The organism is Streptomyces sp. NPDC001020 (assembly GCF_053599115.1).
Genome location: NZ_JBSFLQ010000027.1, coordinates 46983 through 70317 on the forward strand (window position 1 = coordinate 46983; position 23335 = coordinate 70317).

Genomic DNA, 23335 nt, shown 5'->3' on the forward strand with positions numbered 1-23335 from the left:
CGGGCTCGGGTCGACCGGGCGCCCTGGGCCGTGGAATCGCGGCCACGGACCGATACTCCCGCAAGCGACGAGGAGGTCCATCAGATGCGCGCAACTGTGGGCGACAAGCTGGTGCAGCACGGCAGGGTCGTCGGGCAGCACGACAAGGTCGCCGAGATCGTCGAGGTGATGGGGGCGGAGGGCACTCCCCCTTACCGCGTCCGCTTCCAGGACGGGCACGAGGCGGTGTGCTCACCGGGCCCCGACTCCGAGATCCGTCACAAGGACGTCTCCCGGCCGATCGGAAAGTAGACACGGCCACGTCTTCAGCGCGGGGGTTTCGCCGGCTGCTGGTAGTGGTCGGCGACCACCCATTCCATGGCTCCGACCGGGTCCGCCGCCATCTCCTTGGCGGCGAAGAAGACATGCCCGCGCGTCTGCGGGTAACGCCTGGCGAGCGTGAGGTGCCGGGACAGCTCCTCCGGGTCCTGCCAGGCATCGGGCTGAGCCGGGTCGCCGGCCTTGTACAGCGCTTCCCCCACGTACAGCTTCACTCGGGTGCCCTTGGTGACGCCGGCCCACCAGGGCACGAGTTTCGCGTAGTCGGCCGCGGCGAAGCCGATGTGCCAGTAGAGCTGCGGGCAGATGTAGTCGAGCCAGCCGGACCTCACCCACTTCCTGGTGTCTGCGTAGAGGTCGTCGTAGGCCTGAACCCCGGCCCGGGTGTCCGAGCCACGGGAGTCGGTCGCGGCGTTGCGCCACACCCCGAAGGGGCTGATCCCGAAGCGGGCGGCAGGCCTGAGCCGCCGGACACGCGCCGCGGTCTCCCGGACCATGAGGTCGATGTTGTTCCGTCGCCAGGCGGCCCGGCTCGGGAACGCACTGCCGTAGGCCGCGTACGCCTTGGCGTCGTCGAAGGTGTGGCCCTTGACGGGATACGGGTAGAAGTAGTCGTCGAAATGGACACCGTCGACCGGGTAACGGCGTACGGCGTCGAGGATCGCTTTCTCGACGAAGGCCCGCACCTGCGGCAGTCCGGGGTTGTAGTACAGCCTGCCGCCGTAGGGCACGAGCCAGTCGGGGTGCTTGCGGGCGGGGTGCGAGGCGGCGAGCCGCGCCGGGTCGGTGTGAGAGGCGACCCGGTAGGGATTGAACCAGGCGTGCAGCTCCAGTCCCCGTGCGTGCGCCTCGGCGACGGCCGTGCCGAGCGGGTCCCAGCCGGGGTCCTTCCCCTGGGTGCCGGTGAGGCACTGTGACCACGGTTCGTAGGGAGAGGGCCACAGTGCGTCGGCCATGGGGCGGACCTGGAGGAAAACGGCGTTCAGCCCGAGACTCAGCGCCATGTCGAGGTGGGCGCGCAACTCGGCGCGCTGCACGGGCGCCGTCAGGCCGGGGCGGGAGGGCCAGTCGCGATTGAGTACGGTCGCCAGCCACATGCCCCGCATCTCGGCGGTCGTCCGCAGTGGCCGCGGGCGGGCCGCCGCCGTCGTGAGCGCCGACAGCCCGGCCACCGCGAACGCCCGACGTGACATTCGACCCATCCACACTCCCTACGCCTTGGATCCACATGATCACAGACCGTTGTCATCCACCAGCATGCACCCCACCCGGGCGATCGATCATCGATTTCTGGGGGTAACGTGCACGATCGGAGCAGGCGCCGCACCACGGAGGTCCTGCCACAGCCGTAGATCAGCGAAAGGGACGATGTGACCGACATCGAGCGCGTCGGAGTGGTGGGCTGCGGCCAGATGGGAGCGGGCATCGCGGAGGTGTGCGCCCGCGCCGGACTGGATGTGAAGGTGGCCGAGACCACCGGCGAAGCCCTGGAGATCGGCCGGACCCGCCTGTTCAACTCCCTGTCCAAGGCGGCCGAGCGCGGCAAGATCTCCGAGGAGGAGCGTCAGGCGACTCAGGAGCGCCTGCACTTCACCACCGACCTCGGCGAGTTCGCGGACCGCGACCTGGTGATCGAGGCCGTCGTCGAGAACGAGCAGGTGAAGACGGAGATCTTCCAGGTCCTCGACCAGGTGGTGACCCGACCGGACGCCATCCTCGCCTCGAACACCTCCTCCATCCCACTGGTGAAGCTCGCGGTCGCCACCTCGCGGCCGGACCACGTGGTCGGCATCCACTTCTTCAACCCGGCCCCCGTGCAGAAGCTTGTCGAGCTGATCCCGGCGCTCACCACTTCCGAGGGCACCCTCAGCCGGGCCCAGCTGTTCGCCGAGAAGGTGCTCGGCAAGCACGCGATCCGCGCCCAGGACCGCTCGGGCTTCGTGGTCAACGCCCTGCTCGTGCCCTACCTGCTCTCCGCCATACGCATGTTCGAGTCGGGCATCGCAGGCCGCGAGGACATCGACAACGGCATGGAGCTGGGGTGCGCCCACCCGATGGGCCCGCTGAAGCTCGCCGACCTGATCGGCCTGGACACCATCGTCTCGATCGCCAACTCGATGTACGAGGAGTACAAGGAGCCCCTGTACGCCGCTCCCCCGCTGCTGCAGCGCATGGTCGAGGCGGGCCGGCTCGGCCGCAAGTCGGGCTCGGGGTTCTACACGTACGGCTGACGACCCGACTGCGGGCCGGGCACCGGGATTCCGGTGCCCGGCCCGCGGTTCTCCTGCACCGCACCCGCCAGGACGCGGGGCCCCGCCTACGTCACGCGCAGGTTGTCACATGACTCTTCCCAGGATCTCGTGGCCACTGGACTCCAGGAAGGTGGCGTCCCTGAAAGCCCGTAGCGCCTTCGCCCTGGTGACACCCAGCATGGCCACAACCTTCTCCTTCGTGTGGCCCTCGTCCCGGAATTCGGCGCATCGCATCGCCAGTTCGAGCCGCTCCGGATGATCCCTCGGGGCCTCGTAGAAGACCGCGTCCTGCAGCAACTCCTTCACCGAGTCGACGGATCGGCCCATGGTGCGCGCAATCTCCGCCCTCGCCATGCCGGACCTCTTGTGTCCGAGCGCCTCCTCTGCCGCACGTCGCCGCTCTTGCTGGAGGTCCTCATTGCGGCGAAGGGTGGCTCCCGTCGCCTTGCGGGCACGGTAGAGAAGATGCTCGACCTGCTTGGGAGACAAGCCAAGCTCTGCCGCGACGTCTCTGTTCGTGAAGCCCTCACTCTGCAGCCTGAGCGCCTGCTTCTCCCGCTCATGGCGCCGCAGGCGTGCCTCCTCACGCTCCAGTGACCTTCGGCGCCTGATCTCCTCTTTGAACGCGAACACCAGGTCCGCTTTCAGAGACCAGGCATCCCGCTCCTTCCGTTCTTCCTCCCCTACCTGCTCACGGACGAAGTACCCGTACCAGAAGGGCATCCGCTCACCCAGATCGCCGTCGCGCTTCCCGCCCCACCGGAACATGGGGAACTCCTCACGCGTCCTCAGCAACACCTTGAGAACGGAGTCATCCGGTGTGTAGCCGCCGTCCTCCCGCATGAGAAGCCGCTGCCGGTCGCTCAGTCCGCGCATGACTGCCTCCCACGCGGTACGAAGTCCCGCTGCCTCAGCCATGTCCAGAAGCGACTGCCAGTCCCACTTCGGCGCGGTGAGGCCGAACCTGGCCTCACCACCGTTGTCCCAGCGATTCACCAGGGCTCGGACGTACACGGCATAACCCGCAGCGTTCCACGCGGTGACGACGTCATGCCAGAACTTCGCGGCGATCCCAGGCATGTAGGCAACCCGCTGCCCCTGCACGTCATAGGCCACCGCGCGGGCGTCCCACGGATTGAACGGCTCTGGCACAAGCTCGACTTCAACCGTCTGACCGGCATGGAACCTGCCCAACGACTGCTGGTGGTGGTACGCGCCGGCGGCGTAATACTCCCCCTCCGGGCGGCAGTAGTCGTCGAGCAGAATGCGGTCCGAAGGTCTGACGTACTCTCCAGGCCGACGCGTATGGCTGCCCATGGCGCCCCTCCCCTTGCATGTGGTGCACACCTTCGTGGACTGCCACCAGCAGGCCTGAAGGTGTTCTGCAGGTCCATAGGCGCCGTTGAAACACCCTTACCTGCAGTTTTCAGGCCATCCTAGGTCAGCGGCACATCCATGGCGGGCGAGAAGGGTGGTCCTGAAGGGCCCCACCTGATCACGGACCGTCACTCTCAGCTCATCACGGGCCCGGCACCGTCCCTGGTGCCGGGCCCGCGTCATTCACACACCGTGTGCGCGCCGGACTCGCATATGCCGTCCGCGCACTCTCCCCACGCGTGCACCAGGCGAGTTGACTCTCCATGCGCACGCAAGAGATATGACGACTACGGAAAGGAGCGGACTCGTGCCCGCCCACCCCGAGCCTCCTGTCATCCATGGGGAACTCGCAGAGTTACGCCGCCGCCTCGATGTGGCACACGCCCGCGTCGAGGGAGGGCTGGACCTGCTCAGCCATCGCGCCGAGGAGACCGCCAAGGATCTGGACGATCTGAGCCTGCGGATCGTCGCGCTCGAACACACGCGCTGGCCGCTGCCCGCGGTCGCGGCCCTCACGGCCGTGGGCGCGCTCGTCGTGACGATCTGGCAGGCCCTGGGCCACTAGGGCCGTAGCGGTGGGGATCACGGTACTGCGTCCTGCCCCAGCCTGAGGTGATGCAGGAGGAGCAGCGCGGCTGCCATGTTGGCGGCCGGGACCTCTCCGCGGGCGACCATGTCGGGGACGAGCTTGAGTGGAACCCATTCCCGGCGGTCCGACTCGAAGTCGTCCACGGGGTGTCCGATGTACTCGCCCTCGTCGGCCCAGTAGATGTGGTGCCGGGCGTCGGTGAGTCCGTTGGACGGCTCGACACTCATGAGATGCCGCAGCGGTCCCGGCCGCCAACCCGTCTCCTCCTCCAGTTCACGGGCCGCCGCCACGGCGATGTCCTCGCCGTCCTCGACGACACCCGCCGCCAGTTCCCACCCCCAGCTGTCGGTGATGAAGCGGTGCCGCCACAACAGCAGCACTTCGTTGGCCTCGTTCACGACAGTGGCCACCGCGACGGGCCGCAGCCGTATGAGGAAGTGGTCGAGATGCCGGCCGTCCGGCAGCACGACATCTGCGAGATTGACGCTGAACCAGCGGTTTGCGTACACAGTCTGTTCGTTCTGTTTCGTCCACTGCACGGTAATGCCACCTTCCGCCGAGTAAGTGGCAATATCGCAGCAGGAGCATCGACTCAGCAGGCTCACGGCGGCGCGCGCCCGGCGCAGGTGCGGGCGCAGTCATCGCGCACCGGTGGAGGAGCGCGGCTCTCCGGCAGTGGTGAGGCGGTGGTTACAGAGGTACGCGCAGTGCCGCGTCGATGAGTTCGGCCGCTTCGGCCGTCCCGGTACAGCCGTTGCGCACGAGGTGTTCCCGCACCGCCCGCAGTCTGTCGCGCAGACGCATGGACTCCACCCCCCGCGCCCGCTCCGTCATCTCGACCGCGGTGGCCACCGCCTTGTCGGCGTTGCCCTGGCGCAGTTCGATCTGGCTGAGCATGGCGAGCCGGTGCACCCGGCCGCGGTCGTGTGCGGGCGTGTCGACGGCGGCCGCGGCGTGTTCCTTCGCGGCCACCAGGTCCCCGAGGCTGAGCAGTGCCTCCGCGACCTGGACGTTGACGAGGCCGGGCTGGACGTAGCCGGTCTCGTCCGGTTCGTGGCCGCGCCGGATACGCTCGGCGGCCGACTCGGCCTGCCGGATGCAGGACAGCGCGCTCGTGGCATCGCCGAGGTGCGCGTACGCCTTCGCCTGCATCGCGTACAGGTCGGAGGCGAGCGCCGGGGTGATGTGCCTGCCGGCGGTGCGCAGCGCGGCCTCGGCGAACGCGACGGCCTGCCGGTACTCCTTCATGAACAGCGACTGATTGACCAGCAGCGCGATCACATACGCGCCGAGCCCCCGGTCCCCGCTGGCCTTCGCCAGGCGAAGGGCCTGATGGAAATAGCGCTGGGCGAGCCCGTGGGCGTCCGAGTCGTAGGCGCAGATGCCGGCGATCGCCACCAGTCCGCCGGTGGCCCGGTGCAGTTGGCGGCCCAGGGCGTCGGTGTAGCCGCCACGCAGCAGGGGCGCCGTCTCGGAGTTGAGGAAGCCGACGACACGGCTGCGGGTCGCGATGCCGCCGGCCTTGCGGTACATCTGCTCGTAGTGGGCTCGGGCGGCGCGCAGCGTCTCTATGTCGGTCGGGGTGACCCGGTGCCGGCCGCCACGGGAGACGTCCACGTCCTCGGGCGGGTTCTCCCATTCCCACACCGGCATGACGGCGGGCGTGCCCGTGACAGTCGGGGCACCCAGGACATGGGGCCGCTGCTGTTCGTCGGAGCGCCACAGGGCGGTTGCCCGTTCGACGAAGCCGGACAGGCTGAAGCCGTGTAAGGCGGCCGGTTCACCGGGGACGCCGAGGCCGATGTCGTCGAGGGTCACCGGGCGGTGCAGCCGGGCGGCGAGTACCTCGCAGATCAGGTCGGGCACCTGGCCGCGCGGGCGCTGACCCTTCAACCACCGCGCCACGGCGGTGTGTTCGTATCTCAGGGCGAGACCGCGTGGCCTCCCCGCCTGGTTGACGTGCGCGGCGAGTCCCGCATGGGAGATGCCGGCCTCGTCGAGAATCGCGTCGAGCAGTGTGTTGGGCTGCATGGTTGGCCCCCCGGTGGCTCGGTGGGGACAGCGTAGTGCGTCCGGGTTCACACGGGGTGTGAACCGAATGCCCGAATCCATGCTGTGCGCGCGCTGTCGCCGAGAGTCGCGGACCGGTTGACTGAGAGACCTCGCAAGAGGCCGACCGGGCCGTCGGCTCCCCCTCCTACAGTGCGGCGGCCCGCTTCCGCGCCGTCCGCCCGGCTGCCTGCCCGGCACTCCGTGGCGGGGCGGACGGCGCGTCGGCGACGGCGACCCGAATGGGTGAGACACCTGAGTGAGATACCCACGGCCCCGAAAGGGGCGCGGGGAACCGCGCGCCCAGCCACCTGCACACCCGTGGCTGACGGCCCGCGATTCCCCGGCCCGGCGGAGCTAACCCCGCAGTACGGCTCCCGTGCGCTCGGCTGCCAGCGCGACCGCCGCGTCGCGGGCAGCGGAGGCCTCGTCGACGGTCAGCGTGCGGTCGGAGGCGCGGAAGCGCAGCGCGTACGCCAACGACTTCCTGTCCTGGCCGAGCTGCTCGCTCTCGTAGACGTCGAACAGCCGGAGGGACTCCAGCAGCTCGCCGGCACCCTCGCGCAGCGCGGCCTCGACGTCCGTGTGCGGCACCGTCTTGTCGACGACCAGCGCCACGTCCTGGGTGGCGACCGGGAAGGCGGAGATCCGCGGGCCCTTCACCAGGCCGCTACCCGCCTTCTCCAGCACGTCCAGGTCCAGCTCCATCGCGCAGGTACGCGTGGGCAGGCCCAGGCTCTTCAGGACGCCGGGGTGCAGCTCGCCGGCGTACCCGATGACCTGCTCGGTCCCGTCGATCACCACGGCCAGCTCGGCGCAGCGACCGGGGTGCCAGGGAGCGTACTGGCCCTTGCGGACGATCAGCTCGGCCGTCACCTCACGGGCGACAGTGCGCGCCGCCTCGACGGCGTCGGCCCAGTCGGCCGGGCGGCCCTTGCCCCACCAGCCGACCTGCTCGCGAGCGCCCGCGAGGACGACCGCGACGTGCCGCGGCTGATCGGGGAGCGCCGCGGTGAGGGAGGCGATCTCCTCGTCGGTCGGGCGGCGGTCGACGGGCAGGCGCGCGGCGACCCGCTGCTCCTCCCGCGGCTGGAAGACCAGCCCGGTCTCGAAGAGCGCGAGGTCGTGCGCGCCTCGGCCGTCGTTGCGGCGCAGCGCGCCGAGCAGGCCCGGCAGCAGCGTCGTGCGGAGGGCGGGCTCCTCGTCGGAGAGCGGGTTGACCAGCTTGACGATCTGGCGGCGCATGTCGTCGTCGGCCAGACCGAACTGGTCGAAGACCTGCTCACCGATGAAGGGGTAGTTCAGCGCCTCGACATAGCCGGCACCGGCCAGCGCGCGCCCGATGCGGCGGTGCATCCGCTGCCGGTCGGTCAGCCCGAGACCCGCCGGGGGCTTCGGCAGCGTGGAGGGCAGGTTCTCGTAGCCCTCCAGCCGGATGACCTCCTCGGCCAGGTCGTTCGGGTCGGTCAGGTCGGGCCGCCAGGACGGGACCGTGACGATCAGTTCGTCCTGCCCGTAGACGTCGCAGCCGACCTCCTGGAGCCTGCGTACGACGGTCTCGCGGCCGTACTCGACGCCCGCCACCTTGTCCGGGTGGTCTGCGGGGATGGTGATGGTGCGCGGCGCGGACGGCGCGATGACCTCGGTGACGCCAGCATCGGCGGTGCCGCCCGCGAGCAGCACCAGCAGGTCGACGGTGCGCTGGGCGGCAGCGGAGGCCGCCATCGGGTCGACGCCACGCTCGAAGCGGCGGGACGCCTCGGAGGACAGCTTGTGGCGACGGGCCGTGCGCGCGATGGAGATCGCGTCGAAGTGGGCGGCCTCGATCACGACGTCGGTGGTGGCACCGGCCTCGTGGTCGTCGTCCGCGATCTCCGTGTTGGCACCGCCCATGACGCCCGCCAGCCCGATGGGGCCACGGTCGTCGGTGATCACGAGGTCCTCGGCGTCCAGCTTGCGTGTGATGCCGTCGAGGGTGCCGAGCTGCTCGCCCTGCTGGGCCCGGCGCACGCCGATCGGTCCCTGGACACGGGAACGGTCGTACGCGTGCAGGGGCTGACCCAGCTCCAGCATCACGTAGTTGGTGACGTCGACGGCGAGCGAGACCGGGCGCATACCGGCCTTCTGCAGCCGTCGCTGCAGCCAGATCGGGGAGCGCGCCTCCGGGTCGAGGCCGGAGACCGTACGGGCGGTGAAGCGGTCGCAGCCGAGCGGCTCGGAGATCTTCACCGGGTAACCGAAGCCGTTCGGTGCCGGGACGTCGAGCAGCGCCGGGTCGCGCAGCGGCAGGCCATAGGCGATGGCGGCCTCGCGGGCGATGCCGCGCAGCGAGAGGCAGTAGCCGCGGTCGGGGGTGACCGCGATGTCGAGGACCTCGTCGACCAGCTCAAGCAGCTCGATCGCGTCGGTGCCGACCTCGTACTCGGGCGGCAGGACGATGATGCCCTTGCTGCCGTCGTCGCCCATGCCCAGCTCGTCGCTGGAGCAGATCATGCCGTGCGACTTCTTGCCGTACGTCTTGCGAGCGGAGATCGCGAAGCCGCCGGGCAGCACAGCGCCCGGCAGGACCACGACGACCTTGTCGCCGACGGAGAAGTTGCGGGCGCCGCAGACGATCTCCTGCGGCTCACCCGTGCCGTTGGCCTGGCCGACGTCGACCGTGCAGAACCGGATTGGCTTCTTGAAGCCGTCCAGCTCCTCGATGGTGAGCACCTGGCCGACGACCAGGGGGCCCTTGAGGTCGGCGCCGAGCTGCTCGACGGTCTCGACCTCGAGGCCGACCGAAATGAGCTTGGCCTGGACGTCGCGCCCGGTCTGAGTCGCCGGCAGGTCGACGTACTCCCGCAGCCAAGAAAGCGGGACCCGCATCAGATCTCCATCCCGAACGGCCGGGTGAACCGGACGTCACCCTCGACCATGTCTCGCATGTCTTCGACGTTGTGGCGGAACATCAGCATCCGCTCGATGCCGAACCCGAAGGCGAATCCGCTGTACTTCTCCGGGTCCACACCACAGGCGGTGAGCACCCGCGGGTTGACCATGCCGCAGCCGCCCAGCTCGATCCAGCCCTCGCTGGAGCAGGTGCGGCAGGGCCGGTCGGGGTTGCCGACGGACTCGCCCTTGCAGACGTAGCAGAGCATGTCCATCTCTGCGGACGGCTCGGTGAAGGGGAAGTAGTTCGGCCGCAGCCGGGTCTTCATCTCCGGGCCGAAGAGCGACTGGACCATGTGGTCCATGGTGCCCTTGAGGTCGGCCATGGTCAGACCCTCGTCGACGGCCAGCAGCTCGATCTGGTGGAAGACCGGGGTGTGCGTGGCGTCCAGCTCGTCGGTGCGGTACACCCGGCCGGGACAGACGATGTAGACGGGCGGCTCGCGGTCGAGCAGGGAGCGGGCCTGCACGGGCGAGGTGTGGGTGCGCAGCACGACACCGGACTCGCCGTGATCGCCCTTGGGGCCCTCGACGAAGAAGGTGTCCTGCATCTGCCGGGCCGGGTGGTCGGGCGTGAAGTTGAGGGCGTCGAAGTTGAACCACTCCGCCTCGACCTCGGGGCCCTCGGCGATCTCGTATCCCATGGACACGAAGACGTCCGCGACCCGCTCCATGAACGTGGTCAGCGGGTGCCTGGCTCCGGCCGGTACACGGTCGTAGGGCAGTGTGACGTCCACCGACTCCTCGACCAGCACGCGGGCGTCCCGCTCGGCCTCGAGCTCGACCTGGCGGGCGGCGAGGGCCTTGTTCGCGGCGCCGCGGGCCATGCCGACGCGCTTGCCGGCCTCGGCCTTGGCGTGCGGGGGCAGGGCGCCGATCTCGCGGTTGGCGAGGGCCAGCGGCGAGGCCGGGCCGGTGTGGGCGACCTTGGCCTCGTGGAGTGCGTCGAGGGAGTCCGCGGCGGCGAAGGCGGCGAGCGCCTCGTCCCGCATGCGCTCGATCTCTTCCGGTTTCAAGGCCTCGACCTCGACAGGGTCGTACGACTTATTGGGTGCCGACATCTCTTCCCGTGCTTCCGATTGGCTGGCTGAAGGTCCCCGTCACTCATCCGATGACAAATCGTCGCCGACTTCGGGACGCAAAGGTGCCAAAGGCCGAGTCTAACGGGGCTGAGGTACGGAAACGCGCCCGTGGGTCCTCGGCCGGCTCCTACTGCAGGTGCGCCGGGGTGCCCACGGGCAACGTAAATCGGAACTCGGCGCCGCCGCCGCGGGCGCGCCCGACCGTGATGGTTCCGCCGTGGGCCTCGACGATGCCCTTGACGATATAGAGCCCGAGGCCCGTGCCGCCGCGCTTGCTGCCCCGCCAGAAGCGGGTGAAGACGCGGTTCATGGACTCCTCCGGGATACCGGGGCCCTCGTCGCTCACCGTGACCGACGTGGCGGTGTTCTCGTCGTTGCCCCCGTCTGCCCCTTCGCGCGGGGAAGCCGAGGGCGTGACGTCAATGGTGACGGTTCCGCCGCCGTGCCGCACGGCATTTTCGAGGAGGTTGCCGAGCACCTGGTCGATCTTGTCAGGATCGGCCCAGAGGGCGGGCAGGGGCTGTTCGATGCGCAGCAGGAACCGGTCGGCGGGCTGACCCGCGGCGACATACGCCTGGATGTGCCGCCCGACGGCCGTGCCGATGTCGACGGGCTGGCGGCGCACCTCCAGCCGCCCGGAGTCGATCCGTGAGATGTCCAGCAGCTCGGCGATGAGCCGGGTGACCCGGTCGGCGTCGGCGTCGACGGTCTCCAGCATCAGCCGCTTCTGGTCGTCGGTGAAGCGCTCCCACTTGGCGAGCAGCGTGGCCGTGAAGCCCTTGACGGAGGTGAGGGGGGAGCGCAGCTCATGGGCCACGGTGGCGATCAGTTCCGCGTGGCTGCGCTCGGTGCGGCGCCGCGCCTCGGTGTCACGGAGGCAGACGACGACACGGCGTACAGGCCCGGTGGGGCGGGTGCGGACGTACCGGGCCGACACGAGTACTTCGCGGCCGCCGGGCAGCAGCAGGTTGCGCTCGGGCTGCCGCACACGGATGGTGAGCCCGCCGTACGGATCGGTGAGCTGCCACCAGCGCCGCCCCTCCAGATCCTCTAACGGCAGGGCCCTCTCCAGCCGCTGCCCGAGGGCGTCGGAGGCGCGGACGGCGGTGATGCGTTCGGCCGCGGCGTTGAAACGGATCACTCGGCCGTGCTCGTCCGCGATCACGAGTCCGTCGGGGAGTTCGTCCGGGTCGAGGCCGGGTTCGGCGAGATCATCGCGCCGGGACGTGGGCGCGGGGTACGCGTCCCGTGCTCCCGGTGCCCTGCTCGTACCGACCCTCATCCCCGTATCCCACCTCTCTGCCGGCGTGGGGGTGCCTCCCTGCTCATGGGGGTCCCCCGCCTGCGGGGAGGCCCGCCCCCGAGCCCGTCACCCTACTAGTCGACGGTGACGGAACGGCACCCACCGGCGGCGCGCTGTGCACGCGCCGACGCGTAGAGACATACGGCGGCGGCGGTCGCGAGGTTCAGGCTCTCCGCCTTTCCGTGGATGGGCACGCGTACGACGGCGTCGGCCAGCGCCCTCGTCTCCTCTGGCAGGCCCCAGGCCTCGTTGCCGAACACCCAGGCGGTGGGGCCGCCCATGGTGCCCTTGTCGAGCTCGTCGTCGAGGTCGTGCTCGCCCGCGCCGTCGGCGGCCAGGATCCGTACACCCGCGTCCTTGAGCCCGGCCACGGCGCGCTCGACGGGGACACCGACGGCGACGGGGAGGTGGAAGAGGGAGCCGACGGAGGCGCGGACGGCCTTGGGGTTGTACAGGTCGACGGAGGCGTCGGTGAGGACGACGGCTTCGGCACCGGCGGCGTCGGCGCACCGCAGGACGGTCCCGGCGTTCCCGGGGTCGCGCACGTGGGCGAGGACCGCGACGAGCTTGGGGCGTGCCGTGAGGATCTCTTCGAAGGGCGTGTCGAGGAACCGGCAGATCCCGACGACGCCCTGCGGGGTGACGGTGGTGGAGATGTCGGCGATCACTTCTTCGGCCGCGAGGTGGAGGCGGGCGCCGGCGGTTCGTGCCTCGCCCACGATGTCGGCGTACCGCTCTGCGGCGTCAGGGGTGGCGAACAGTTCGACGAGGGTGGCGGTGCCGCCGGCCCGATGCCCGGCGGCCTCCCGTACGGCCTGCGGCCCCTCCGCGAGGAACAACCGCTCCTTCCCCCGGAAGTTCCGCTTGGCCAGCCGCCGCGCGGCCAGGACGCGGGGGGAGCGGGGGGAGATCAGCTCGGGGGTGGCGGGGGGCATGGGGTCACCTTCGAAACGTACGGGGGCTGGGATCTCTTGTCCGCCGCGCCGGCACCGGGTGCCCCGGCAGGACGACGGATGTCGGCGGTGCCGAACCGCCTGGTGCGACACCGCAGCGGGTGTCGCAGACGTACCCGCGGCTACCCGGACGCGAACGGACCCGCAGGCCGCGTAAGCCTGCGGGTCCGTTCGTGTCCGGCTAGAGCCGACGCAGCGTCACGCCGCCTTCGGCGCGTTCACGTCCGACGGCAGAGCCTTCTGCGCGACCTCGACGAGGGCGGCGAACGCGCCCGCGTCGTTGACAGCCAGCTCCGCGAGGATCTTGCGGTCGATCTCGACGTTCGCGGCCTTCAGACCCTGGATGAAGCGGTTGTAGGTCATGCCGTTGGCGCGGGCAGCGGCGTTGATGCGCTGGATCCACAGCTGACGGAAGTCGCCCTTGCGCTTCTTGCGGTCGTTGTAGTTGTAGACCAGCGAGTGGGTGACCTGCTCCTTGGCCTTGCGGTACAGGCGCGAACGCTGACCGCGGTAGCCGGAGGCCTGCTCGAGGATCGCCCGGCGCTTCTTGTGGGCGTTGACTGCCCGCTTGACGCGTGCCACTTGTTAACTCCTTGTAGCGGGGCCGCGGGTGAACTCACGCGGCCCGGAATCGATTGGGTCCCGGTCCAGACGTACGGCGCTCACGCGCCGTCGCGTCACTTGCCGAGAAGCTTCTTGATCTTCTTGGCGTCGCCCGGGGCCATCTCGGCGTTGCCGGTGAGGCGACGCGTCAGACGAGACGACTTGTGCTCGAGCAGGTGGCGCTTGCCGGCGCGCTCACGGAGCACCTTGCCGGAGCCGGTGACCTTGAAGCGCTTGCTGGCACCGCTGTGCGACTTGTTCTTCGGCATAGCGCCGTTCTCTCCTCGTCGGTGGCGCTCCCGTGCCCGGCCACGAGACCGGGCACGATTGGAGCGTCGCTCTTGTATCGGTTACATCCTGGGACGGGCGTCCCGGGCTTTTCCGGGGTCCGTACGTCCGTCGTGCAACGGCCGTACGTCCGTACGTCCGGCGTTCCCCCCGGGGCCTTCGCCCCGGGATCAGGCCTCGGCGGAAGCCTCGGCCGGGGCCTCGGCGGTCTCGGCTTCGGCAGCGTTCTGCGAGCGGCCGGGATTGGCCTTCGCTTCCGCCTTGCGGGCCTCCTGCGCCTGGCGGGCCTCGGCCATCGCCTCGGTCTTCTTCTTGTGCGGACCGAGAACCATGATCATGTTGCGGCCGTCCTGCTTCGGGTTCGACTCGACGAAGCCGAGGTCCTGGACGTCCTCCGCGAGGCGCTGCAGCAGTCGGTAGCCCAGCTCGGGGCGGGACTGCTCGCGACCACGGAACATGATCGTGATCTTGACCTTGTCGCCCTGCTTGAGGAACCGGACGACGTGACCCTTCTTGGTGTCGTAGTCGTGCGGGTCGATCTTCGGCCGGAGCTTCATCTCCTTGATGACCGTGTGCGCCTGGTTCTTGCGCGCCTCACGGGCCTTCATGGCCGACTCGTACTTGAACTTCCCGTAGTCCATGAGCTTGCACACGGGCGGACGGGCGTTCGCCGCGACCTCGACCAGGTCCAGGTCGTACTCCTGCGCAAGCTCCAGGGCCTTGGCAAGTGGCACAATGCCGACCTGCTCGCCGCTGGGACCGACAAGTCGCACCTCGGGAACGCGAATCCGGTCGTTGATGCGGGGCTCGGCGCTGATGGATCCTCCTCGGTAGCACCATACGGCCGCCTGGCTGGACAGCCGCGTATGTCCGGTTGACATAGGACCAACCATCGCGGCGCATGAAAAATGCCCCGGACGGGACACAGGCGGGACTCCGAGCGTTCCGGAGCACCGCCGCGGTGAACCGCGGGGCGCGCTTTCGGACGACTCCACCGTCCGTACGGATGATGGTGGTCGTCTGACCGGTGACCCGCCGTCCCGCAGGACGGCCAGGTGGGAGATCGGAGCCTCCACTTGTGGGCCAGGCACTGCCGTGTCCGGCCGGTCGTCACATAAGGCTAGCAGCTCCCGAGGGCAGGTGCGAACCGGTGTCCGCAGGGGGTTCGCCGCCCCGGGTCCCGTCCCGCGCGGGCCTCCTGTGCGCGGGACGCCGCGCCCCGGGGCCTATCGTGTGGGGTATGAGTGACACCTCCCCCGCACAGGATCTGGCCTCCCCGGCTGCCCCCGAGAGCTCCGACTTCGACGCCATGACCCGCGACATCGCCGAGGTCCCCGCAGTCGAGGTGATCGTGACGGTCGCCGTCAACCTGATGAGCGCCGCCGCCGTGAAGCTCGGCCTGACCGAGGAGGGTGACGAGCACAAGGACCTGGACGAGGCCCGCAAGCTGGTGCACGCGCTCGCCGGCCTGCTCGACGCGAGCGCGACGGAGATCAGTTCCTTCCACGCGGCCCCGCTGCGCGACGGACTGAAGTCGCTCCAGTTGGCGTTCCGCGAGGCGTCGATCGTCGCGGACGAGCCGGGCCAGGGCCCTGGTGAGAAGTACACCGGTCCGGTCTACGGCTAGTGCCCCTGTAGGGGCACCGAGTCACCCGCGTACGAACAGGGGCTCGCCCGGCGGCGTCGCCTCGGCCGGCAGTACTGCCAGGTCGAGGCCGCGCACCAGGCGGGCCCTCAGCGTCTCGTCGGCGGCCATGCGCCGCGCCACCGCCTGGGCGGCCTCGGCCGGGGTCACGGCAGGGTCCAGGACGAGCGCCAGGATGCCGTCCGCCTGTCCCGGGCCGAGGTAGGCACGCAGCACGGAGGGCTCGGCGGCCACGGCGGCCCGTACGGCGTCGGTGACGGCGGGGTCGGCGAGCGGATCGGTCGTCGTACGGCCCTCCGCGAGTGCGAGCAGCGCGTGGCCCGTCAGTTCGAAGGGCACCGGCCCGGACATGTCCAGCACGATCGTGTCGGCCTTCTCGTGCAGGGCGGCGTGCACGGCCTGCTCCAGGGGGACGGCGACGGGGCGGGCCGCGGGATCCCAGAGGGCCAGCGCGTCGGTGGACGTGAAGGCGGGCAGGGCAGCGCGGTCGCCGACCTTGAGCGTGGGAACGGCCATCTCGCTGGTCTTCTCGCGGCGCAACCCGCTCTTCGCGGATGCTCCCTTGCAGCGATGCCCGTCCTCGCCGCCCTCCACGAGTTCGCGGAGCACGGCGACGACGGGGACGAGGAGCCGCGTGCCCTTCAGCGCCTCCAGGACGGGCGTCACGGCGGTCCTGTCCTCGGCCCAGGCGGCGAGCGCCGCGCTCAGCCGAGGGTCGGCGGAACCGTCGTCATCGGAGAAGCCGGGGTCGGGAATGTTCATGTTCGCCACGGTCACCGAGCCTATCGGGGGGGCTCGGGCGGACTTGCGCCGCCCCTGGAAGGCGGGCGCCTCCCTCCCCGGCCCCGCCACAGCAGCACCGAGGACACCAGCAGCACCAGGCCGAGGGCGCCCGCGAGCGGGCCCGCCCAGCTGAAAGGCATCGTCCGGCCGACCCGGTCCGGGCCCTGACCGAAGTACTTTCGGCCGTACGCCGCCGTGTGCAGCCCCTCCGGTTCGAGCTGCGCCGCCGCCTTGATGGCCGCCGCGGGGTCGATGAAACCGAATCCGCGGGAGTCGTCGCGGCCGCCGGTCGGGGCGTTGCGGGCCGTCTTCTCCAGGAGTTGTTTGATCTGCGCCGGGGACAGACCCGGATGCGCCGCCTTGACGAGCGCGACGGCTCCCGAGACGAACGCGGACGCGGCGCTCGTGCCCCACCCGTCGTAGTACTTGCGGTCCGGGTCGGCGATGACCACGTTGACGCCGGGTGCGCTGACGGTGGCGTACCAGCGGCGGGTGGAGAAGGAGGCGCGCGTGCCGTAGCGGTCGACGGCGGTCGCGGCGATGACACCCGGGTAGGCCGCCGGATAGGAGATGTGGTCGCCCTTCTCGCCGCCGTTGCCGGCCGATGCGACGACCACGGCTCCCTTCTTCAGGGCGTACTGCACGGCTTCGTCCTCGGCCGCTTCGGGGTGCGCGGATTCGGAGTCGTCGCCCAGGGAGAGGTTGATGACGTCCGCTCCGTGGTCGGTGGCCCAGCGGATGCCCCTGGCCAGGGCGTTGCCGCGGATGGTGCGGGCCTTCCTACGGGCCGGGTCCCCGTCCTCCAGGATGACGCGTACGGGCAGGATCTTCGCCTTGGGCGCGATGCCCATGACGCCGTCGGCGTTGCCGATGCCATGGCCGTGACCGGCGATGATGCCGGCCATCGAGGTGCCGTGCCGGGCCCAGGGGCGGTCGCCGCGCCGGGCGCCGAAGCCCACCATGTCCTTGCCGTCGAGGACGTTGCCGGCCAGGTCGGGGTGGGTGGCGTCGACACCGGTGTCGAGGACGGCGACGGTGATACCGCTGCCCTCGGTCGTCCGCCAGGCCGCCTGGGCGTGCAGGGCGTCCAGGGCCCACTCCTGGGCGCGTATCCCGTCGGCGTGGGCGGCGGTGGAGGGCAGCAGGGCGAGGGAGCCGACGACGAGAACGGTGAGCAGCCGGGCACCGGTCCTACGGGTCATGACCGCTTCTCCGTGGCCGAGGCGATGGTTCGGTCCAGGCCCTCCTCGATGCGGCCGGCGAGGCCCGCCGCCTCCTGACCGAGGCCCGACTGGGCCGGAGCCGTGGTGGCCCCGGATTTCACGGCCTCCACGGCGGGCTGTGGTTCGGGGACGGTGCGGCCGTCGGCGAAGCCGGAGACCGCGTAGACGACGACGGGGGCGTTCGTGAGCACCGAGATCGTCCAGGAGGCGCGCTGGGCGTCGCCGAAGTCCGCGGCGTCGGTGTCCCGCGCGGCGAACGGACGGGGCATCAGGTCGGTGCGCCGGTCGAGGCCATCGCTCTTGAAGCGGCGGTTCAGGGCACCCATGGCGGCGGCGTCGGCCCGGGTGAACAGCAGCCCGACGGTGGTGACATGGCTGCGGGTCGCGTCCGTGTAGGTGGCGCGCAGCAGCCGCAGACAGCCGACGGGGGCGAGAGCCGTGCTCAGGAGGGGGTCGAAGGCGTCCTTGCAACCGCTGTCGGGGGCGACGGCGACGCGTGTCCAGGTGCGGTCGGCGCCGCCGGGGCCCGCGCCGGGTCCGTGGACGGTGGGCGGAAAGAGCCGGTCGACGGGCACGCTGTGCCAGAGGCTTCCGGTCACGGCGTACGCGTCCCGTGTTCCGTCTCCTGCGGCGCCCTCGGTGAGCCAACTCCCGGCCACCGCACCGCCGATAAGACCGAGGCCGAGGACCAGGCAGGCGGCGGCCGTGACGGCCCTGGGTCGCGTCCGCGCGCCTAAGGGCCGCGGGCGCGCGGTGTCGGCGTCACCCGTGTCGGGCTGGGCCAGGGTCACGAAGGGGTGGGCGGCCTCGGCGGGCGGGCGCGCGGTCGTCTCCACCCCGCCGGCGGCCGGCGCAGGTGTGCGCGGCGCCGGTACGCCGTCCGCCTCGGCGACGTCCGCGGGTATGCCGGCGGCCGGCGGTGCGTCGGGGAACCGTGCGGTGGCTGCCGGCGGGGGTGCCGAGCCGGGCCGCGCGGGCACGTCCGGCGACGGCGGCTTCTCTGTCGTGGGCGGCTGCTCCGGGTGGGGCGGGACCGTCGCGGCGGCGCCGTTGTGGGGCACTGACGGCCGGCCCTGCGGTCGAGGGGGAATACGGTCCGGCGCGGCGGGCGGTTCGCCCGGCGGGGCCGACGGGTGGGGCGGGATCCTGGGGCGCGGGGGGATGGAGGCGCGGCGCGCTTCCGTGCTCATGCACCCCCCCGTTTCGTTGTCGCCGGGCCGCCCCGGGGTCGGCCGGTGTGTTCGACCGCCGTGCGGTGCGGCCGGGGCGCGTGGTGCGGGACGCGCCACCCCTCGCTGGGCAGGCATACCCGCACGGGCGGACGCCCATCCCAGGCCTGCGTACCCGGGCGGAGCCGCTTTTCCCCGCGTGCGCGTCACTCTACGGGTTGAACCGGCTCGAGCGGGACCCGGTGCGCGGCACCGGGGCATCTGCCCGGAACATCCCTCTACCCTGCGGTAATCGCATCTGGCAGGCTTCGTTCATGACTGCCCGCGCCGCAGACCGGGCCCGCTACGACCGGGCCACCGCCCATCTCGACGCGCCTGTCGCGATCGTGGATCTGGAGGCGTTCGACGCGAACGCCGACGACCTCCTGCGCAGGGCCGGCGGCAAGCCGATCCGCGTCGCCAGCAAGTCCGTCCGCTGCCGCGCCCTGCTCGAACGCGTCCTGGCCCGGGACGGTTTCGCGGGCATCATGTCCTTCACGCTCGCCGAGTCCCTGTGGCTGGCCCGGTCCGGTTTCGACGACGTCCTGCTCGCCTATCCGTCGGCCGACCGGCAGGGTTTCGCCGAACTGGCCGGCGATCCCAAGCTCGCCGCCGCGGTCACGGTGATGATCGACGACCCGGCCCAGCTTCGCCTCATCGACGGCGCCCGCCAGGGCGGGACCGAAGTGGTGCGCGTCTGCCTGGAGTTGGACACCTCGCTGAAGCTGCTCGGCGGGCGCGTCCGGGTGGGCGCACGGCGCTCGCCGCTGCACTCCCCCGCCGGGGTCGCGGAGCTGGCCCGCCTGGTGGCGCGCACGCCCGGCTTCCGGCTGGTGGGCGTCATGGCGTACGAGGGCCATGTCGCCGGGGTCGGGGACGCGGTGGCCGGGCGGCCGGTGCGGTCGCGGGCCATCCGGTTGATGCAGGCCGCGGCACGCCGCGAACTGGCGCGGCGGCGTGCCGACGTGGTGCGCGCCGTGCGGGCCGTGGCGCCGGAGTTGGAGTTCGTCAACGGCGGCGGGACGGGCAGTGTGCAGTACACGGCCGCCGAGGACGCGGTGACGGAGATCGCGGCGGGCTCGGGACTGTACGTGCCGCGACTGTTCGACAACTACACGTCGTTCAGGGGGCGTCCGGCCGCCCTGTTCGCCCAGCCGGTCGTACGCAGGCCGGGGGTGGGGGTGGTGACCGTGCTGGGCGGCGGATATCCGGCGTCGGGCACCGCGGGCCCCGACCGGCTGCCGGTCCCGTATCTGCCCGAAGGACTGGCCTACGACCCGCAGGAGGGTCCCGGTGAGGTGCAGACGCCGCTGCTCGGCGCGCCCGCCGACGACCTCCTCATCGGAGACAAGGTGTGGTTCCGGCACGCCAAGGCGGGCGAGCTGTGCGAACGGTTCGACGCGCTGCACCTGGTCGAGGGCGACGCGGTCACGGCGACCGTGCCGACGTACCGCGGCGAGGGGCGGACGTTCCTCTGATGGGGCGGTCAGTGTCCGGTGCCGATGCTGCTGCCCACTCCCCCGCCCGTCGCCGCGTCGCCGACCGGCCTGATCCCTCTGATGATCCGGTCCATGTCGGCGAGCGGCGGGCCGTCCGGACCGGCGTCGCAGGCGAAGCGGACGATGACGGGCGCCTGCGAGCCCACGCTGGAGGGAAAGGCCAGCGACTGGACGTAACCCCCGGGGCCCTTCGCGGTGGTGACACGCCAGCGCACGAAGTACCCGGCACGGCCCGCGACCGCGATCTGACCGGACTTCACCAGCCGGTGGGACGTGATGCCGCCGAAGGGCCTGTTGCCGATCGCGTCGCGGTCGTACACCGCGTTCGCGGCGTCCTCGATGTCGCCCCTGACGAGGTCCTTGACGGGGACGCCGGCGGCGGCGGTGCGTGAGGTCACCTGGCCGTGGTAGCAGAGGCCGGGGTCGCCCGGGCAGTCGTAGGTGCCCGGCGTGGTGAGCACGGTGGCGTCGTTGGTGACGTTCTTGGGCCTGTCCCAGCCCTCGATCACCGGGAAGGTGATGCCGTTGAGTTCGTCCACGACGACGTTCGGATCCCCGGAGGCCGAGGTGGACGGCGAGGGCGACGGCGAGGGCGTGCCCTCGGTGGGCACCGACGTGGTCGCCGTGGGCGGGGAGTCGGCCCGTGCCGCGCCGCCACCGTCGCGGCCGAGGACGATCGCGCCGGTGACGACGGCCGCGACCAGGACGACCCCGGCCGCGGTGAGCGCGACCGCCTTGGCGCGTCGGGGGCTGCCACCGTCCGGGGGCGGCGGGGACGCCAGGGGCGGCTCGGGCATCTGGGGTTGGCGCCGGTGATCGGTCCACGCGACCCCGTCCCACCAACGTTCGGTGAGCGGATACGAGGGGTCGCGGTACCAGCCGGGCGGGGGCGCACTGCTCACGCGGTCACTCTAGGCGGTGGCACGCAGGACCACACAGGGCCTGGCTCAACGGGCTCGGTGCGCCGTGCCGTTCTGGTCGGTGGCGACCGATCCGTCCGGTGTACTCGCTCCCGAGCTGGTCGGACGAGGGCGGTTCGAGCAACGGGGACGGTTGCTGCTAGAGCGGGGTGACGTACGCGCCCGAGATCCCGCCGTCCACCAAGAAGTCGGTGGCGTTCACGAACGAGGAGTCGTCGCTGGCGAGGAACGCGACCGCCGCGGCGATCTCCTCGGCCTCCGCGAAGCGGCCGAGCGGGATGTGGACCAGCCGGCGTGCGGCCCGCTCGGGGTCCTTGGCGAACAGTTCCTGCAGAAGTGGGGTGTTGACCGGACCGGGGCACAGGGCGTTGACTCGGATGCCCTCCCGGGCGAACTGCACTCCCAGTTCGCGCGACATGGCGAGCACACCGCCCTTGGAGGCCGTGTACGAGATCTGTGAGGTGGCCGCGCCCATACGGGCCACGAACGACGCCGTGTTGATGATGGAGCCCTTGCCCTGGCGCCGCATGTAGGGGATCGCCGCCTTGCAGCACAGGTACACGGAAGTCAGGTTGACCTCCTGGACCCGCTTCCAGGCCTCCAGCCCGGTCTCCAGGATGGAGTCGTCGTCGGGCGGCGAGATCCCCGCGTTGTTGAAGGCGATGTCGATGGAGCCATAGGTGTCGTACGCCGCCTTGAAGAGCGCCTCGACCTGCTCGGCGACGGTGACGTCGGCTTTCACGAACAGCCCGCCGATTTCCTCGGCCGCCGCCTTCCCGCGGGTCTCGTCCACGTCGCCGCAGACGACATGGGCGCCCTCGGCGGCAAGCCGGCGCGCGGTGGCCAGCCCGATGCCGCTGCCGGCACCGGTGATGACGGCGGTACGGCCGGTCAGCCGACGGCAGATGATGTCCGGTGTCTGCGAGATCACTGTGCGGGGCCCTCCGTGCTGATGAAGATGTTCTTGGTCTCGGTGAAGGTGGTCAGGGCGTCCGGGCCGAGTTCGCGGCCGATCCCCGACTGCTTGAATCCGCCGAAGGGGGTCCAGTACCGGACGCTCGAATGGGAGTTGACGGACAGATTGCCGGCGCGGACGGCCCGCGAGACGCGCAGTGCGCGGCCGACGTCCCGGGTCCACAGAGAGCCGGAGAGGCCGTAGGAGGTGCCGTTGGCGAGGCGGATCGCGTCGGCCTCGTCCTCGAAGGGCAGGACGACGGCGACCGGGCCGAAGACCTCATCGACGGCCACGCGCGCGTGCGGGTCGACGCCGGTGAGGACGGTGGGCGGGAACCAGAAGCCGGGGCCCTCGGGGGCCTTGCCGCGTATGCCTTCGGCGTCGAGGGAAACGTACGAACGGGTTTTTCGCAGCTGTGCCTCGGAGATCAGCGGCCCCATCTGCGTGCTCTCGTCGGCCGGGTCGCCGACACGGACCGACTCGACGGCGGGGGCGAGGAGGTCGAGGAAGCGAGCGTACACGGAACGCTGGACGAGGATACGGGTACGGGCGCAGCAGTCCTGGCCCGCGTTGTCGAGGAAGGACATGGGGGTGGCGGCCGCGGCGGCTTCGAGGTCGGCGTCGGCGAAGACGATGTTGGGGCTCTTGCCGCCGAGTTCGAGGGTGACGCGCTTGAGGTGGGCGGCGCCCTTCGCCAGCACCTGTTTGCCCACGGCCGTCGACCCGGTGAAAACGACCTTCGCCACACCCGGGTGCTCGACGAGCGCGTCGCCCGCGACGGGGCCGAGGCCGGGCAGCACCTGGAGGAGCCCGTCCGGAAGCCCGGCCGCCTGGCCCAGTTCGGCCAGGCGCAGGGCCGTGAGCGGGGTGGCCTCGGCGGGCTTGAGGATCACGGCGTTGCCCGCCGCGAGCGCCGGGGCCGTGCCCCAGGCGGCGATCGGCATCGGGAAGTTCCACGGCGCGATGACCCCCACGACGCCCAGCGGTTCGAGGATCGTCACGTTCAGGCCGCCCGGGACCGGGATCTGGTGGCCGGTGAGCCGCTCCACTCCCCCGGACGCGTAGTCGAGCAGGTCGCGGACGTTTCCCGCCTCCCAGCGGGCGTTGCCGATGAGGTGGCCGGCCTCCCGCACCTCCAGCCACGCCAGCTCTTCGAGGTGTTCGTCGACGGCTACGGCGAACCGGCGCAGCAGCCGGGCGCGGTCGCCGGGCGGGAGCAGGGCCCACCGGCTCTGCGCCTTCGAGGCCCGTGCGACCGCCGCGTCCACGTCCGCCGCGGTGGCGGCCGCGACGGTGGCGACGACCTCTTCGGTGGCCGGATTGAGTACCTGGAGCTCGTACTGGTCGGACAAGGGGA

Annotated in this window: 22 protein-coding genes; 5 read left to right on the forward strand and 17 right to left on the reverse strand. The window is 71.0% G+C overall.

The window, feature by feature from the left end:
* Positions 1-84 precede the first annotated feature (84 nt).
* Positions 85-291, forward strand: a complete 207-nt coding sequence (locus ACWDEX_RS24525; RefSeq protein ID WP_450466045.1) for a DUF1918 domain-containing protein — start codon at positions 85-87, stop codon at positions 289-291.
* Positions 292-305: 14 nt separating this feature from the next.
* On the opposite strand, the gene ACWDEX_RS24530 is transcribed toward ACWDEX_RS24525, so the two are convergent.
* Entirely contained in the window at positions 306-1520 is a 1215-nt protein-coding gene (locus ACWDEX_RS24530; RefSeq protein ID WP_450466047.1) for a glycoside hydrolase family 10 protein, read from the reverse strand.
* 168 nt (positions 1521-1688) lie between these two features.
* Here ACWDEX_RS24530 and ACWDEX_RS24535 point away from each other — a divergent pair, with 168 nt between their 5' ends.
* Positions 1689-2549, forward strand: coding sequence for a 3-hydroxybutyryl-CoA dehydrogenase (locus ACWDEX_RS24535; protein ID WP_450466048.1), 861 nt, complete (start codon positions 1689-1691; stop codon positions 2547-2549).
* A 105-nt stretch (positions 2550-2654) separates the two neighbouring features.
* Here the strand turns inward: ACWDEX_RS24535 and ACWDEX_RS24540 are convergent, their stop codons facing one another.
* The gene (locus ACWDEX_RS24540) at positions 2655-3887 is read right to left on the reverse strand and encodes a helix-turn-helix transcriptional regulator (RefSeq protein WP_450466050.1); all 1233 of its coding nucleotides are present in this window, start codon (positions 3885-3887) and stop codon (positions 2655-2657) included.
* A gap of 367 nt (positions 3888-4254) precedes the next feature.
* Between ACWDEX_RS24540 and ACWDEX_RS24545 the strand changes: the two genes are divergently transcribed.
* Positions 4255-4512, forward strand: a complete 258-nt coding sequence (locus ACWDEX_RS24545) for a hypothetical protein (protein WP_450466051.1) — start codon at positions 4255-4257, stop codon at positions 4510-4512.
* Positions 4513-4529: 17 nt separating this feature from the next.
* Here the strand turns inward: ACWDEX_RS24545 and ACWDEX_RS24550 are convergent, their stop codons facing one another.
* The 9 genes from ACWDEX_RS24550 to infC form a co-directional block, all read right to left on the reverse strand.
* Positions 4530-5075 (reverse strand): NUDIX hydrolase, encoded by a 546-nt coding sequence (locus ACWDEX_RS24550; protein ID WP_450466052.1) that lies wholly within the window; start codon positions 5073-5075, stop codon positions 4530-4532.
* A 151-nt stretch (positions 5076-5226) separates the two neighbouring features.
* Complete coding sequence (locus ACWDEX_RS24555) at positions 5227-6567, reverse strand: transcriptional regulator (RefSeq protein ID WP_450466053.1); 1341 nt, start codon at positions 6565-6567, stop codon at positions 5227-5229.
* A 375-nt stretch (positions 6568-6942) separates the two neighbouring features.
* A complete protein-coding gene (gene pheT / locus ACWDEX_RS24560) occupies positions 6943-9453 on the reverse strand; it encodes a phenylalanine--tRNA ligase subunit beta (protein ID WP_450466054.1) in 2511 nt (836 codons plus the stop codon).
* Positions 9453-10577: a phenylalanine--tRNA ligase subunit alpha gene (gene pheS, locus ACWDEX_RS24565; protein WP_450466056.1), complete on the reverse strand. Its 1125-nt coding sequence runs from the start codon at positions 10575-10577 to the stop codon at positions 9453-9455. The genes pheT and pheS overlap by 1 nt, the downstream gene beginning before the upstream one ends.
* Positions 10578-10725: 148 nt before the next feature.
* Positions 10726-11880 carry an ATP-binding protein gene (locus ACWDEX_RS24570; protein WP_450466057.1) on the reverse strand — a complete coding sequence of 385 codons (1155 nt, stop codon included), beginning with the start codon at positions 11878-11880 and terminating at the stop codon, positions 10726-10728.
* 95 nt (positions 11881-11975) lie between these two features.
* Positions 11976-12836: a TrmH family RNA methyltransferase gene (locus ACWDEX_RS24575; RefSeq protein ID WP_450466058.1), complete on the reverse strand. Its 861-nt coding sequence runs from the start codon at positions 12834-12836 to the stop codon at positions 11976-11978.
* A 216-nt stretch (positions 12837-13052) separates the two neighbouring features.
* On the reverse strand, positions 13053-13436 hold the full coding sequence (gene rplT, locus ACWDEX_RS24580) for a 50S ribosomal protein L20 (protein ID WP_252423736.1): 384 nt from the start codon (positions 13434-13436) through the stop codon (positions 13053-13055).
* A gap of 95 nt (positions 13437-13531) precedes the next feature.
* The gene (gene rpmI / locus ACWDEX_RS24585; RefSeq protein WP_007829094.1) at positions 13532-13726 is read right to left on the reverse strand and encodes a 50S ribosomal protein L35; all 195 of its coding nucleotides are present in this window, start codon (positions 13724-13726) and stop codon (positions 13532-13534) included.
* Positions 13727-13915: 189 nt separating this feature from the next.
* The gene (gene infC / locus ACWDEX_RS24590) at positions 13916-14626 is read right to left on the reverse strand and encodes a translation initiation factor IF-3 (RefSeq protein ID WP_450466059.1); all 711 of its coding nucleotides are present in this window, start codon (positions 14624-14626) and stop codon (positions 13916-13918) included.
* 359 nt (positions 14627-14985) lie between these two features.
* On the opposite strand from infC, the gene ACWDEX_RS24595 reads away from it, so the two are divergent.
* The gene (locus tag ACWDEX_RS24595; protein ID WP_450466060.1) at positions 14986-15372 is read left to right on the forward strand and encodes a DUF1844 domain-containing protein; all 387 of its coding nucleotides are present in this window, start codon (positions 14986-14988) and stop codon (positions 15370-15372) included.
* 21 nt (positions 15373-15393) lie between these two features.
* Here the strand turns inward: ACWDEX_RS24595 and ACWDEX_RS24600 are convergent, their stop codons facing one another.
* The 3 genes from ACWDEX_RS24600 to ACWDEX_RS24610 are packed head-to-tail and all read right to left on the reverse strand — an operon-like array spanning position 15394 to position 18586.
* Positions 15394-16161 (reverse strand): SseB family protein, encoded by a 768-nt coding sequence (locus ACWDEX_RS24600; protein WP_450466061.1) that lies wholly within the window; start codon positions 16159-16161, stop codon positions 15394-15396.
* Between the two features lie 11 nt (positions 16162-16172).
* The gene (gene mycP, locus ACWDEX_RS24605; protein ID WP_450466062.1) at positions 16173-17375 is read right to left on the reverse strand and encodes a type VII secretion-associated serine protease mycosin; all 1203 of its coding nucleotides are present in this window, start codon (positions 17373-17375) and stop codon (positions 16173-16175) included.
* Complete coding sequence (locus ACWDEX_RS24610; RefSeq protein ID WP_450466063.1) at positions 17372-18586, reverse strand: hypothetical protein; 1215 nt, start codon at positions 18584-18586, stop codon at positions 17372-17374. Before ACWDEX_RS24610 ends, mycP begins: the two co-directional genes overlap by 4 nt.
* 293 nt (positions 18587-18879) lie before the next feature.
* On the opposite strand from ACWDEX_RS24610, the gene ACWDEX_RS24615 reads away from it, so the two are divergent.
* Positions 18880-20082: an amino acid deaminase/aldolase gene (locus tag ACWDEX_RS24615; RefSeq protein WP_450466064.1), complete on the forward strand. Its 1203-nt coding sequence runs from the start codon at positions 18880-18882 to the stop codon at positions 20080-20082.
* 8 nt (positions 20083-20090) lie between these two features.
* On the opposite strand, the gene ACWDEX_RS24620 is transcribed toward ACWDEX_RS24615, so the two are convergent.
* From ACWDEX_RS24620 to ACWDEX_RS24630, 3 genes are all read right to left on the reverse strand, one after another.
* On the reverse strand, positions 20091-21005 hold the full coding sequence (locus ACWDEX_RS24620; RefSeq protein WP_450466065.1) for a DUF2510 domain-containing protein: 915 nt from the start codon (positions 21003-21005) through the stop codon (positions 20091-20093).
* A gap of 157 nt (positions 21006-21162) precedes the next feature.
* Positions 21163-21951, reverse strand: a complete 789-nt coding sequence (locus tag ACWDEX_RS24625) for a 3-oxoacyl-ACP reductase (protein ID WP_450466119.1) — start codon at positions 21949-21951, stop codon at positions 21163-21165.
* Positions 21951-23330, reverse strand: coding sequence for an aldehyde dehydrogenase family protein (locus ACWDEX_RS24630; RefSeq protein WP_450466066.1), 1380 nt, complete (start codon positions 23328-23330; stop codon positions 21951-21953). The genes ACWDEX_RS24625 and ACWDEX_RS24630 overlap by 1 nt, the downstream gene beginning before the upstream one ends.
* Positions 23331-23335 lie beyond the last annotated feature (5 nt).

Bases quoted from the DNA above. Each gene is read 5' to 3' on its own strand.
- ACWDEX_RS24525 (WP_450466045.1), top strand. From the start codon at position 85: ATGCGCGCAACTGTGGGCGACAAGCTGGTGCAGCACGGCAGGGTCGTC.
- ACWDEX_RS24530 (WP_450466047.1), bottom strand. From the start codon at position 1,520: ATGGGTCGAATGTCACGTCGGGCGTTCGCGGTGGCCGGGCTGTCGGCG.
- ACWDEX_RS24540 (WP_450466050.1), bottom strand. From the start codon at position 3,887: ATGGGCAGCCATACGCGTCGGCCTGGAGAGTACGTCAGACCTTCGGAC.
- ACWDEX_RS24555 (WP_450466053.1), bottom strand. From the start codon at position 6,567: ATGCAGCCCAACACACTGCTCGACGCGATTCTCGACGAGGCCGGCATC.
- pheT (WP_450466054.1), bottom strand. From the start codon at position 9,453: ATGCGGGTCCCGCTTTCTTGGCTGCGGGAGTACGTCGACCTGCCGGCG.
- pheS (WP_450466056.1), bottom strand. From the start codon at position 10,577: ATGTCGGCACCCAATAAGTCGTACGACCCTGTCGAGGTCGAGGCCTTG.
- ACWDEX_RS24570 (WP_450466057.1), bottom strand. From the start codon at position 11,880: ATGAGGGTCGGTACGAGCAGGGCACCGGGAGCACGGGACGCGTACCCC.
- ACWDEX_RS24575 (WP_450466058.1), bottom strand. From the start codon at position 12,836: ATGCCCCCCGCCACCCCCGAGCTGATCTCCCCCCGCTCCCCCCGCGTC.
- rpmI (WP_007829094.1), bottom strand. From the start codon at position 13,726: ATGCCGAAGAACAAGTCGCACAGCGGTGCCAGCAAGCGCTTCAAGGTC.
- infC (WP_450466059.1), bottom strand. From the start codon at position 14,626: ATGTCAACCGGACATACGCGGCTGTCCAGCCAGGCGGCCGTATGGTGC.
- ACWDEX_RS24595 (WP_450466060.1), top strand. From the start codon at position 14,986: ATGAGTGACACCTCCCCCGCACAGGATCTGGCCTCCCCGGCTGCCCCC.
- mycP (WP_450466062.1), bottom strand. From the start codon at position 17,375: ATGACCCGTAGGACCGGTGCCCGGCTGCTCACCGTTCTCGTCGTCGGC.
- ACWDEX_RS24610 (WP_450466063.1), bottom strand. From the start codon at position 18,586: ATGAGCACGGAAGCGCGCCGCGCCTCCATCCCCCCGCGCCCCAGGATC.
- ACWDEX_RS24615 (WP_450466064.1), top strand. From the start codon at position 18,880: ATGACTGCCCGCGCCGCAGACCGGGCCCGCTACGACCGGGCCACCGCC.